This is a genomic window from Ruegeria sp. BF6, assembly GCF_056538665.1.
Map to the genome: position 1 here is coordinate 1,601,135 of NZ_JBQFTN010000001.1, position 11,707 is coordinate 1,612,841.

At 59.5% G+C, this 11,707-nt stretch carries 11 protein-coding genes; 10 read left to right on the forward strand and 1 reads right to left on the reverse strand.

The annotated features are described in order from the left end of the window. Positions 1-289 precede the first annotated feature (289 nt). From ACR0IM_RS08090 to ACR0IM_RS08110, 5 genes are all read left to right on the forward strand, one after another. The gene (locus ACR0IM_RS08090) at positions 290-1,132 is read left to right on the forward strand and encodes a LysR family transcriptional regulator (protein WP_480681416.1); all 843 of its coding nucleotides are present in this window, start codon (positions 290-292) and stop codon (positions 1,130-1,132) included. 116 nt (positions 1,133-1,248) lie between these two features. Then, positions 1,249-1,872 carry a TetR/AcrR family transcriptional regulator gene (locus ACR0IM_RS08095; RefSeq protein ID WP_480681417.1) on the forward strand — a complete coding sequence of 208 codons (624 nt, stop codon included), beginning with the start codon at positions 1,249-1,251 and terminating at the stop codon, positions 1,870-1,872. Between the two features lie 28 nt (positions 1,873-1,900). Then, complete coding sequence (locus tag ACR0IM_RS08100) at positions 1,901-3,010, forward strand: mandelate racemase/muconate lactonizing enzyme family protein (protein ID WP_480681419.1); 1,110 nt, start codon at positions 1,901-1,903, stop codon at positions 3,008-3,010. Position 3,011: 1 nt separating this feature from the next. After that, on the forward strand, positions 3,012-4,100 hold the full coding sequence (locus ACR0IM_RS08105; RefSeq protein WP_480681420.1) for an alcohol dehydrogenase family protein: 1,089 nt from the start codon (positions 3,012-3,014) through the stop codon (positions 4,098-4,100). A 3-nt stretch (positions 4,101-4,103) separates the two neighbouring features. Next, complete coding sequence (locus tag ACR0IM_RS08110) at positions 4,104-5,228, forward strand: mandelate racemase/muconate lactonizing enzyme family protein (protein ID WP_480681421.1); 1,125 nt, start codon at positions 4,104-4,106, stop codon at positions 5,226-5,228. A gap of 88 nt (positions 5,229-5,316) precedes the next feature. Here ACR0IM_RS08110 and ACR0IM_RS08115 read toward each other — a convergent pair whose 3' ends face one another. After that, positions 5,317-5,919 (reverse strand): helix-turn-helix domain-containing protein, encoded by a 603-nt coding sequence (locus tag ACR0IM_RS08115; RefSeq protein WP_480596717.1) that lies wholly within the window; start codon positions 5,917-5,919, stop codon positions 5,317-5,319. Between the two features lie 146 nt (positions 5,920-6,065). Here ACR0IM_RS08115 and glyA point away from each other — a divergent pair, with 146 nt between their 5' ends. From glyA to ACR0IM_RS08140, 5 genes are all read left to right on the forward strand, one after another. Beyond that, positions 6,066-7,319 carry a serine hydroxymethyltransferase gene (gene glyA, locus ACR0IM_RS08120; protein WP_480641139.1) on the forward strand — a complete coding sequence of 418 codons (1,254 nt, stop codon included), beginning with the start codon at positions 6,066-6,068 and terminating at the stop codon, positions 7,317-7,319. Positions 7,320-7,330: 11 nt separating this feature from the next. Further along, positions 7,331-8,710, forward strand: a complete 1,380-nt coding sequence (lpdA, locus tag ACR0IM_RS08125) for a dihydrolipoyl dehydrogenase (protein ID WP_480681422.1) — start codon at positions 7,331-7,333, stop codon at positions 8,708-8,710. Between the two features lie 14 nt (positions 8,711-8,724). Continuing rightward, positions 8,725-9,669: a lipoyl synthase gene (gene lipA, locus ACR0IM_RS08130; protein WP_480681423.1), complete on the forward strand. Its 945-nt coding sequence runs from the start codon at positions 8,725-8,727 to the stop codon at positions 9,667-9,669. Positions 9,670-9,694: 25 nt separating this feature from the next. Beyond that, the gene (locus tag ACR0IM_RS08135) at positions 9,695-11,101 is read left to right on the forward strand and encodes an alanine/glycine:cation symporter family protein (RefSeq protein ID WP_480681424.1); all 1,407 of its coding nucleotides are present in this window, start codon (positions 9,695-9,697) and stop codon (positions 11,099-11,101) included. A gap of 77 nt (positions 11,102-11,178) precedes the next feature. Beyond that, positions 11,179-11,601, forward strand: coding sequence for a universal stress protein (locus ACR0IM_RS08140; protein ID WP_480596707.1), 423 nt, complete (start codon positions 11,179-11,181; stop codon positions 11,599-11,601). Positions 11,602-11,707: the final 106 nt, after the last annotated feature.

An 11,707-nucleotide genomic window follows, 5' to 3' on the forward strand; every position in this document is an offset into this window, starting at 1 on the left:
CGGCCAAAAACCCGGGCATTTTGGTAAACCGCTGATGCCGGGTTCGTCCGGGTATACAGGCAATTACGTCACCATGAACGCTCCCCCTGCCGTCTGAAACAGACTCATCCCCGAATGCTGATTACCAATTTCGCGGGCTGTCGCCTTGCGGACAATTGCAAAAAAATTCACTTTGATTTAGCTGAAGTAACTCAAGCTTTGCATTTTGTGCTGAAAATCCGATAATCTACGATCAAAAGGTCAAACCAACTTGCCCAGAAGTCCCTATGAACTTCCCCCTGTAAGCTCATTGATTAGCTTCGAGGCCGCCGCGCGCCATGTGAGCTTCAAAAACGCAGCGACCGAGTTGAACGTGACCCCGGCAGCCATCAGCCATCAGGTCAAATCATTGGAACAGGAACTTAACTGCTCGTTGTTCCGCCGCCACCATCGCGGGGTTGAGCTGACTGAAAGCGGGGCTTTTCTGCTGGTCGCCCTGCAGCGAGGGCTCGAGGGCATCAGCGAAGCCTTACAGCAGTTGCGGTCGCAATATCACCGATCCGGTGTAACGATTCGGTCCAGCACCGCGGTAAGTTCGCTTTGGCTGACCCCCCGGCTTGCACAATTCTGGAAAAGTCACGGGCATATATCGGTAACGCAAGTGGTCACGGATCTGGGGTTTGACACATCGAAATGCGATCTCAGCATTTGTTATGGGGATGCCTCTGAGGAGAGAGGCAACAACCACGTTCTGTTTCGTGACCGCATCATGGCACTCGGTAGCCCGCGGTTTCTGGAACAAAACAACATCACCGACATCCGGGACTTTGCGCGCATCCCCTTGATTCACCTTGATGCGCCGGGAACGGGGTGGACGGATTGGCGCGAATGGACCAACCAACTGGGATACGACGGGCCTTTGAATTCAGGGCATCGCGTCAACAACTATACCATTGCGCTTCAGGCCGCACAGGACGACATGGGGGCCGTACTGGGGTGGGAGGGACTGACCTCGGAGCTTGTGACATCCGGGAAACTGGTCAGCCTGCTACCGCAGACACTTTCCTCGCCACTGGATTTTTACGTTGCGCTTCACAATACGGCATCTGATCGCGCAAAACTCGTGTATCGGTGGCTGGCGGCGACCACCTGATTTTTTTGCGCATTATTAATTACTTATAGAAACCCACTGTATTGCTCTCCGGCCCTGTCGCCGGATAGCAGAGCCTGATTATGCCTAACGATCATTTTGTTCGTCGGTTGGGTGTTATGTCGCCGCTACTTGGATTTATGTCGGTTTTATTCGAGCCCAAGGTAGAGCGATCACTCTACCATTTCCTCATGATCGACATGAAACACCAGATTGCCGCCAGCCTGCATGGCCAGTTCGAGGAAATGGGGTTTGCCGGCCCCGGCGTCGAGGCTTTGCGCGCGGGCGCAGATGTTTCGCTGAGAACCCTCTACAAGTATTTCCCCAGCCGCGAGGCCATGGTGGTGGGCGCGTTGCAACACCGAGACCGCGCCTATGCGGACTGGATCGGCAAAGGCCCCGAGGACGGCGCAGCCCATGTTGTCCACATTCTTCAGCGGTTGTCCGACTGGTTGCTCGGGATCTCGAACTGCGGTTGTCTGTTTCGCAATGCCCTGTCCGCCTACCCTGACAGCGCCCCGATACGCGCCGCGGTCGAGGCACATAAATCCAGTATAAGAGCAATGTTCCACCGACGGCTTCTTGATGTTGCCCCGCACTGTGATGCGGACGCATTGGCCGATCAGTTGTTCGTACTGCACGAAGGCCTGACCGAAGCCGCCCGCATGATCGGGCCAGAACGCGCCAGCCGCCAGACACTCCAGACCGCAGCTCTGATCCTGGCTGCGGCGGGCATTGAATAACCCCTTCAAACCAACAGAAAGCCCCGACATGAAACTGAAGGAAATCCACATCTACTCCCATGACCTGCCGGTCAAGAATGGCCCCTATACGATGGCCAGCGGCGCGGTCTGGGCACTGGACACCACCCTTGTCAAACTGGTGTCGGACACTGGTCATGTCGGCTGGGGCGAGACCTGTCCGGTCGGCCCGACCTATGCCGAGGCCCATGCGGACGGCGCGCGTGCTGCACTGAAGGTGATGGCGGAAGGGCTGATCAGCGCCGAGGCAACACCGGGAACGTTGCGCCGCAAGATGGACACTCTGCTAACCGGTCACAACTATGCCAAGGCCGCGCTGGATATCGCTGCCTATGACCTTTTCGGCAAGTCGCTGGGCATCAATGTCGCCGACTTGTTGGGGGGTGCAGTGACTGACCGTGTGCCGTCGTACTACGCCACCGGCGTCGGCGCGCCGGACGACATTGCAAGACTGGCCAAAGAGAAGCTGGACGAAGGCTATCCGCGTCTGCAGGTCAAGGTCGGCGGTCGCCCGGTCGAGATTGATATAGAGGTGATCACCAAGGTCTGGGAGGTCGTCAAAGGCTCTGGTATGCGTCTGGCGGTGGATGGCAATCGCGGCTGGACAACCCGCGACGCCCTGCGCGTCAGCCGGGAATTGCCACATGTGCCGTTCATCATGGAGCAGCCCTGCAACACCGTGCAGGATCTGGAGAAGATCCGCCCGCAGGTCAGCCACGGTATCTATATGGATGAAAACAGTGTTGATCTGAACACGGTCATTTCGGCCGCCGGCACCGGTCTAGTGGATGGATTTGGCATGAAGGTCACGCGTATAGGCGGTCTGACTCACATGCGCGCCTTCCGCGACATCTGCGAAGCGCGCAACCTGCCGCATACATGCGACGACAGCTGGGGTGGCGATATCATCGCGGCCGCCTGCACCCAGATCGGCGCAACCGTCAAGCCTGAGCTGTGCGAAGGGGTCTGGCTGGCAGCGCCCTATATAGAAGGCAATTACGACGCCGAAAACGGCATCCAGATTGTGGGTGGTCACATCGAACGTCCAACCGGGCCGGGTCTGGGTGTCAACCCGAATGAAACGCTTTTCGGCGCACCCGTTGCGTCTTTCGGAGGCTGAGATGATCCCTGAAACAATGAAAGCTGTCCTGCTTACAGGCCATGGTGGCATCGAGAAACTGGACTATCGCGCCGACGTGCCCACACCGCAACCGGAACCAGGCGAGGTGCTGATCCGCGTCACGGCAGCGGGTGTGAACAACACCGATATCAATACGCGCATCGGGTGGTATTCCAAGGCCGTGACGGCTGACACCGAAACCGGTGGGGCCGAAGGATTCGACACGGTCGATGACGATGATGCAAGCTGGTCGGGCGTGCCGATGACCTTTCCGCGCATTCAGGGCGCGGATGTTTGCGGCCATATCGTTGCCGTTGGGGAGGACGTGGACCCCGCCCGCTTCGGCGAACGGGTGATCGTGCGCAACATGCTGCGGACCTATGTGGACTACCGCCCCTATGAATGCTGGACCATCGGCAGCGAATGCGACGGCGGGTTCGCTCAATACTGCAAAGCCCCCGCGCAAGAGACCCACGCCGTCGAGTGCGAGTGGCCCGATGCTGAACTGGCGGCGATCCCCTGCGCCTATTCTACCGCCGAAGGCATGTTGCATCGCGCCAGTGTCGGGGCCGAGACGGTATTGGTAACTGGCGCCTCGGGCGGCGTGGGTTCGGCTGCTGTGCAACTGGCGAAGCGGCGCGGTGCTACAGTGATCGCGCTGTGTTCCCCTTCTAAGATCGAGGCCGTCCGGGCGCTGGGTGCTGACCGTATTCTGGATCGTGATGCCGATCTGGTGGCCGAACTGGGCGCAGGGTCGATCGACGTGGTGGTCGATCTGGTAGCCGGTCCGCAATGGCCCAGCCTGCTGGATGTGCTGCGCCGGGGTGGTCGCTATGTCACTGCGGGGGCCATCGCCGGGCCGATCTGCGAGATCGACGTGCGCACGCTCTACCTGAAAGACCTGACGCTGTATGGCTGCACTTTTCAGGAAGATATCGTGTTCGAAAACCTGGTGAAATACATCGAGGAGGGTGAAATCCGCCCTGTCGTGGCCAAGACCTATCCGCTGTCCGACATCGCTACCGCGCAGGAAGACTTTCTGGCCAAGAAACACACCGGCCAGCTTGTGCTGATCCCGCCGCAGGAGTGATCGATGACGATAAGAAAAATTGATCTTTTTGGGCTGCACCTACCCTATTCCGGTGGCAGCTACGAGCTGTCGGGCGGTCGGATCTATACCGGGTTCGACAGTGTCATGGTCTGCCTGACCGCAAATGACGGCACCGAGGGCTGGGGCGAAAGCACACCGTTCGGCCCTAATTACATCGCCGCCCACGCCCGTGGCGCACGCGCCGGGATCGAAGAGATCGCACCCCATCTGATCGGCCGTGATCCCCGCGATGTGGATCGGATCAACGACGCGATGGAGGAGGCGCTTTTGGGGCATAACCACGCCAAGAACGCCATCGATCTGGCCTGTTGGGACATGTTCGGAAAATCCGTGGGTCTGCCGGTCTACAAACTGTTGGGCGGTGGCACGGGAAACCGGCTTCCGGCGATCAGCTCGATCTATGCGGGAACCCCGGAAGACATGCGCGCGCGCGTCGCCGAACACCGCAAGATGGGATATATGGGCCATTCCGTGAAGGTCGGCGCACTGGACAGCGAAGGCGGACCGCAACTGGACGCCGAGCGAATCGCAGCCTCACTGGCTGATCGTCAACCGGGCGAGTATTTTATCGTCGATGCCAATGGCGGGCTAATCCCCGAGACCGCCTTGCGGATGCTTCGCGCCTTGCCGGTCGGGTTGGATTTCGTGCTCGAGGCCCCCTGCGCCACCTGGCGCGAGACCCTTTCATTGCGCCAGCGATGTGATGTGCCAATCATCCTTGATGAACTGGCTCAGGAAGATGGTGACATCTCCAAACTGGTGGCGCTGGACGTGGCAGATGGGATCGGGCTGAAGATATCAAAGGCAGGTGGCCTGACCCATGCGCGCCGCCATCGCGACATCTGCCGGGCCGCCGGTCTGACGATCAGCGTTCAGGACACGGTCGGTTCCACTCTTTCTGCCGCTTCGATCTTTCACATGGGTGCCACGGTGCCCGAGCGGCTGCTACGCTGCGTACTCGACCCGCGGGACATGGTGACCGTTCAAACCGGCTCCTTTGACGCGCCGATCAAAGATGGCGGTGTATTGCCGCCCGATGCACCCGGTCTGGGCGTCGCCGTCAATCGTGACCTTTTGGGTGACCCCATCGCGACCTGGGAGGCGTAACCGGGCCCTTTGCAAGCTCATCCGGACGGATGTTGTGATCTGAAAATCCGGGGCCGTGCATGCCCCGGCCTGCACGGCCCTGCCCAGATCACTCCAACGACACCCAAAGAACCTGAGCATCTTCTTTGCTGGTGGATACACACCCATGCCCCATGCTGCTGTCGTAGTAGAGTGAATCCCCCGCCTTCATTGGCAAAGGGCGGTAGTGTTCCGAGATAAAGATCAACTCGCCGCTCAGTACATACATGAACTCTTCGCCCGAGTGTCGGATCCACGGGTCGAATTCGGAAATATCCCGCGCCCGGATCGTCGCGACATAGGGCAGCATCCGCTTGCTGGTCAGGTCCGAGCACAGCAACTCGTGCAGATAGGTTGCAGTTTCTCGAAACTCGCCCTGCCCTTTTGGCGTATAATCCCGTCGACCGGTAATGCCCGTCTGGCCCGACTGAAGAAACAACTGAGGCGGATTCAGATCCAGTGCCTGTGTCAGGCGTCGCACGATCTCGAAGCTGGGTTTTGTCTGGTTGTTTTCGATCTTCGACAAGGTGGAACGACCGATTCCCGCAGCGCGTCCGGCCTCTTCCAGCGTCCAGCCTTTTTCCCGCCGTGCATCCCGGATCGAACGTCCCAAAGCTGCGCCTTCGTCCAGTTCCTCTGGTGCTGAGGTTTCGTTCCTTTGGTCTTCGCCCATGAAAATCTCCCTATTCCGCTGCAGGTTACCCGTTCCCCTATTCGCACGCAACTTCACGAATATGAGATTTATGTTGATTTACGGGAATAAATTCCACTATAGGAAACAAAATCTCGAACCGGGGATTCGATTGAGAGGAGGAGACTATGTTCAAGACGTCGCTGGCCGAGGCCGACCCGAAGATCGCTGCATCGATTACGCGCGAAGGCACGCGTCAGGCCGAACAGATCGAGCTGATCGCATCCGAAAACATCGTCTCTCAGGCCGTAATCGAGGCGCAGGGTTCGGTGCTGACCAACAAATACGCCGAAGGATATCCTGGCCGCCGCTACTATGGCGGATGCGAGTATGTAGATGAGGTCGAAGTCGAAGCGATCGAACGGCTGAAGCAACTATTCGGCTGTGAATACGCAAACGTGCAGCCGCATTCGGGCGCGCAGGCAAACGGCGCGGTCAAGCTGGCGCTGCTCAGCCCTGGTGACACGATCCTTGGCATGTCGCTGGATGCCGGCGGTCACCTGACCCACGGCGCAAAGCCCGCGCAATCCGGCAAATGGTTCCGCCCCATTCAATACGGTCTGACCGACTCCGGGCTGATCGACTATGATCAGGTTGAGGCGCTTGCCAAGGCCGAAAAGCCCAAGCTGATCATCGCCGGTGCGTCCGCCTATTCGCAGAAGATCGACTTTGCCCGTTTCCGTGCCATTGCTGACGAAGTTGACGCCTGGCTGCTGGCCGACATGGCCCATATCGCCGGGCTGGTTGCAACCGGCCTCCACCCCTCGCCCATCGGTAAAGCGCATGTGGTCACCTCGACCACCCACAAGACCCTGCGTGGCCCGCGCGGCGGCATCATCCTGACCAATGACGATGCACTGGCCAAAAAGATCAACTCGGCCGTTTTCCCCGGCTTGCAGGGCGGCCCGCTGATGCACGTGATCGCAGGCAAGGCGGTGGCCTTTGGCGAGGCGCTGAAACCCGAGTTCAAGGACTACATGCAGCGGGTGGTCGATAGTGCCTCGGCACTGGCGAATGTCATGATGTCACGCGGCTGTGACATCGTTTCGGGCGGCACGGAAAATCACCTGATGCTGGTCGACCTGCGCCCTGTCGGCGTAACAGGCAAAGACGCCGAAGCCGCGCTGGAGCGTGCAGGCTTCACCTGCAACAAGAACAGCGTGCCGGGCGATCCCGAGAAACCCACTGTTACCAGCGGTATTCGTCTGGGCACAGCAGCTGGCTGCAGCCGGGGCTTTGGTCCCGAAGAGTTCCAGCAGATTGGCCACCTGATCGGCGATGTATTGGATGCGCTGGCGCAGGACCCGAACGGTGATGAGGTCGTCGAAAAAGCAACCCGCGAGAAAGTCCGCGCCCTGTGCGCAAGCCACCCGATCTACTGAAAGACACTAAAATGACCTACGACCTTATTGTCATCGGGGGCGGCCCAGGCGGTTATGTCGCCGCCATCCGCGCGGCTCAGCTGGGACTGAAAGTGGCTTGCGTCGAAGGACGCGGAGCACTGGGCGGGACCTGTTTGAATGTGGGGTGCATTCCCTCAAAAGCGTTGCTGACCTCCTCGGCCAAATATGCCGAGCTTGCACACCTTTCCTCCCATGGCATTGCGGTTGAGGGGGCCAGCATCGATGTACCCGCGATGATGGGCCGTAAGGACAAGATCGTCGGCGACCTGACCAAGGGCATCGCGTTTCTGTTCAAGAAAAACGGCGTCGACCTGATAGAAGGCTGGGCCAGCATTCCTGCCGCCGGTCAGGTCAAAGTAGGCGATGACATCTACGACTCCCGAAACATCCTGATCGCTACCGGCTCGGAACCGACCCCTCTGAACGGCATCGAAATTGACGAGCAGAACATTCTCAGTTCGACCGGAGCAATTGCGCTTGAGGCGGTGCCCGAGCATCTGGTCGTCGTCGGCGCCGGAGTGATCGGGCTGGAACTTGGCCAGGTCTGGGCGCGGCTGGGCGCCAAGGTCACCGTTGTGGAGTATCTCGACCGGGTCCTGCCTGGCATTGATGGCGAAATCGCGAAACTGGCGCAGCGTGCCCTTAGCAAGCGCGGACTCAAATTCCAGCTGGGTCGCGCGCTGAAGTCCGTCGATAAGTCCGACACCGGGCTGACGCTTACTCTGGATCGGGTCGGCAAAGACAAGGAAGAGGTAATCGAAGCCGACAAGGTTCTGATCGCCGTCGGACGCCGCCCCGTCACGCGCGGGCTTGGGCTGGAAGAATTGGGGGTGGCCCGTGACCCGCGCGGATTTGTTCAGGTGGACGGCACCTTCTGCACCTCGGTACCCGGCATTTATGCGATCGGTGACTGCATCCCCGGTCCGATGCTGGCGCACAAGGCCGAAGAGGATGGTATGGCCTGTGTCGAGATGCTGGCAGGTCAAGCCGGTCACGTGGACGACAACACCGTTCCGGGCGTTGTTTACACCGATCCCGAGGTCGCCTCGGTCGGCCTGACCGAAGAAGCATTGAAAGAAACAGGCGCCGAATACTCGGTTGGCAAATTCGCCTTCATGGCCAACTCGCGCGCCCGTTCGACCGGCGAAACCGACGGTGCGGTCAAGGTTCTGGCTGATCCAAGCGGCAAAATCCTTGGCGCGCATATCTGCGGCGCTCACGGCGGTGACCTGATTGCCGAGTTGGTTTTGGCGATGACCAAGGGCGCAACCGTGTCAGAAGTTGCGTCGACCTGCCATGCACACCCGGCCATGGGCGAGGCGGTCAAGGAAGCCTGCCTCGACGCCATGGGCCGCGCAATCCACGCGTAAGAGGGAACCGTCAGATGACCATCCAGCTTCGCCCCCGTCACCCCGAAAAGGCCAAAAAGGCCGACAGTGTCATCCCGCGCAAGCCCAAATGGATCCGCCGCAAAAAGATCGAAAGCACGGGATATTACGAAACCCGCCGCCTGATGCGCGACCATGATCTGGCGACGGTGTGCGAAGAGGCCGCCTGCCCCAATATCGGCGAATGCTGGTCCAAGCGCCACGCCACCATGATGATCATGGGCGAGGTCTGCACACGCGGCTGTTCCTTCTGCAATGTGGCGACCGGGCGACCGGACGCGCTGGACGTTTTTGAGCCGGGCCGGGTTGCGGCCGCGGTCAAAAAACTGGGTCTGCGCCACGTGGTGATCACATCCGTGGACCGGGATGATCTGACCGATGGCGGGGCTGAACATATCGCCCAGACCATCCGCGCCGTGCGCCATCAGAATCCGGGCACAACGGTCGAAGTCCTGACTCCGGACTTTCTGGGCAAAAGCAATGCGGCCGATGTCGTTTTCGACGCTGCTCCGGACGTGTTCAACCACAATCTGGAAACCGTCCCGCATCTGTATCCGACAGTCCGCCCTGGCGCGCGCTACTATACGTCTCTGCGGTTGCTGGACGACGCCAAGCGAGCCAATCCCGAGATCTTCACCAAATCCGGCCTGATGGTCGGGCTAGGGGAAAGCGTGAGCGACGTGCGGCAAGTGATGGATGATCTGCGCGCCGCCAATGTCGATTTCCTGACTGTCGGTCAGTACCTGCAGCCGACCCCCAAACACCACCCGATTGACCGGTTCTGGTCACCGGAGGAATTCGCCCAGCTGGAGCAAATCGCACGTTCCAAGGGCTTTCTGCACGTGTCGGCAACTCCGCTGACCCGTTCGTCGTTCCACGCGGACGAAGACTTTGCCGCCCTCAAGCAGGCCCGTCAGCGGGCTATCGCAAACGGGGCATAATCCAGACGCAAATGGGAGGGAAACCATGGAAGCGTTAACAAACTTAGTAGGGGCCATCAATGGCATCGTATGGGGGGTACCGATGCTGGTGCTGATCCTTGGCGCCGGTTTCATTCTGCAGGTCGGGCTGAAATTCATGCCGATCCTGCGCGTCGGCACCGGCTTCAAGCTGCTGTTTGCCGGTCGTGAAGGTCAGGGCGAAGGGCAGATTAGCCCGTTCAACGCACTGATGACCTCGCTGTCAGCAACAATCGGTACCGGCAACATCGCCGGCGTGGCCACTGCTGTCTTCCTGGGCGGTCCGGGAGCTCTGTTCTGGATGTGGATGACCGCCCTGGTGGGCATGGCCACCAAATATGCCGAAGCTGTCTGTGCCGTGAAATACCGCGAGCAGGACGAACTGGGCAACTTTGTCGGAGGCCCGATGTACTACATCAAGAACGGCTTGTCCTCGAACTGGCACTGGCTGGGCTGGGCATTCGCTCTGTTTGGCGGGATCGCCGCGTTTGGCATCGGTAACGGTGTTCAAGCCAACGGCGTGGCACAGGTTCTGGAAACGAACTTCGGTCTGAACACTTCGGTCACCGGCGTTATTCTGATGATCCTGACCGCAGCCGTTATACTGGGTGGTATCACCCGCATCGGTGCGGTTGCCGGTAAGCTGGTTCCGTTCATGGCGGTTGCCTACATCATCGCAGGTCTGTTGGTTCTGTTGCTCAACATCGGCTCGGTCGGCGCTGCAATTGCAGATGTCTTTGCCTTTGCATTCACACCCTGGGCAGCAAAAGGCGGCGCTGCTGGTGCGGCGGTTTGGCTGGCGATCCGGTTCGGTGTGGCGCGTGGTGTGTTCTCGAACGAAGCCGGTCTGGGTTCGGCTCCGATTGCGCACGCAGCGGCCGAGACCAAAGGTCCGGTCAACCAGGGCCTGATCGCGATGCTGGGTACCTTCATCGACACCATCATCGTCTGCTCGATCACCGGTCTGGCAATCATCTCGTCGGGCGCTCTGGACGCATCGGTCGAACTGTTCAATCAGGACCCCGAACTGGGTGTTTCCGGTGCGGCTCTGACTTCGCTGGCCTTTGAAACTACCCTGCCGGGCATTGGCGGCTACCTGATCGCCATCGCGCTTTCGATCTTTGCCTTCACCACCATTCTGGGTTGGTCGTTCTACGGTGAGAAATGCGTCGAGTTCCTGCTGGGCGTCAAATCTCTGATCCCCTACCGCGTGCTGTGGATCGTCATGATCTACTTCGGCGCGACCGCGGATCTGGGCTTCATCTGGCTGCTGGCAGATACGCTGAACGCCATGATGGCTCTGCCCAACCTGATCGCCCTGCTGTTGCTGAGCCCGGTCGTCTTTAAACTGACGAAAGAGTTCTTCGCCTCGGGCGGCCAATCCGAAGAGCCCGGCGGCTCGCCTGCCGAATAGCATTGGCCTGAAAAACCGGAGGGCCCTCTCGGCCCTCCGCCTTTGAAACAGAATTCCATATCTCGAGGAGAGACGTGATGGCCACGAAAATCCTGCTGCCCATTGATCATACCGACGACCGCTCGTGGAAAAACGCCCTGCCGCTTGCGCTGGAACAGGCGAAGTTTTACGGGGCCGAGCTACACACGGTTTCCGTCATCCCCGAGATCATCCAGCTGCCGAACCTGCCCGCCAACTATGGCGCCGGTGCCAAAGAGCACGTGCGCAACGCGGTTCAGGCGATTCTGGACCACGGCAATGCCTCGGACGTGGCAATCCATATCGAAGAAGGCAGCGTTTACCGCGAAATCCTGAAGCTCGCCTACAAAGAGGGCTTCGATCTGATCGTCATGGCTTCGACCAAAGGCGATTTCCCGAATTATGAGATTGGCCCGAATCTGGCCCGTGTCGTGCGCAACGCGCATTGCACCGTCATGGTCGTTCGTGACCAGTCCCGCTGATTGAAAGGCTTAAGACATGACCGATATTAAGCGCACGCCGTTGTACTCATTGCATGTTGAGTTGGGTGGCAAGATGGTTGATTTTGCTGGGTGGGAGATGCCTGTT

Coding starts and splice junctions, on each gene's coding strand:
- ACR0IM_RS08105 (WP_480681420.1), top strand. CDS start 3,012: ATGATCCCTGAAACAATGAAAGCTGTCCTGCTTACAGGCCATGGTGGC.
- ACR0IM_RS08135 (WP_480681424.1), top strand. CDS start 9,695: ATGGAAGCGTTAACAAACTTAGTAGGGGCCATCAATGGCATCGTATGG.
- ACR0IM_RS08095 (WP_480681417.1), top strand. CDS start 1,249: ATGTCGCCGCTACTTGGATTTATGTCGGTTTTATTCGAGCCCAAGGTA.
- lipA (WP_480681423.1), top strand. CDS start 8,725: ATGACCATCCAGCTTCGCCCCCGTCACCCCGAAAAGGCCAAAAAGGCC.
- ACR0IM_RS08140 (WP_480596707.1), top strand. CDS start 11,179: ATGGCCACGAAAATCCTGCTGCCCATTGATCATACCGACGACCGCTCG.
- ACR0IM_RS08100 (WP_480681419.1), top strand. CDS start 1,901: ATGAAACTGAAGGAAATCCACATCTACTCCCATGACCTGCCGGTCAAG.
- ACR0IM_RS08115 (WP_480596717.1), bottom strand. CDS start 5,919: ATGGGCGAAGACCAAAGGAACGAAACCTCAGCACCAGAGGAACTGGAC.
- glyA (WP_480641139.1), top strand. CDS start 6,066: ATGTTCAAGACGTCGCTGGCCGAGGCCGACCCGAAGATCGCTGCATCG.
- lpdA (WP_480681422.1), top strand. CDS start 7,331: ATGACCTACGACCTTATTGTCATCGGGGGCGGCCCAGGCGGTTATGTC.
- ACR0IM_RS08110 (WP_480681421.1), top strand. CDS start 4,104: ATGACGATAAGAAAAATTGATCTTTTTGGGCTGCACCTACCCTATTCC.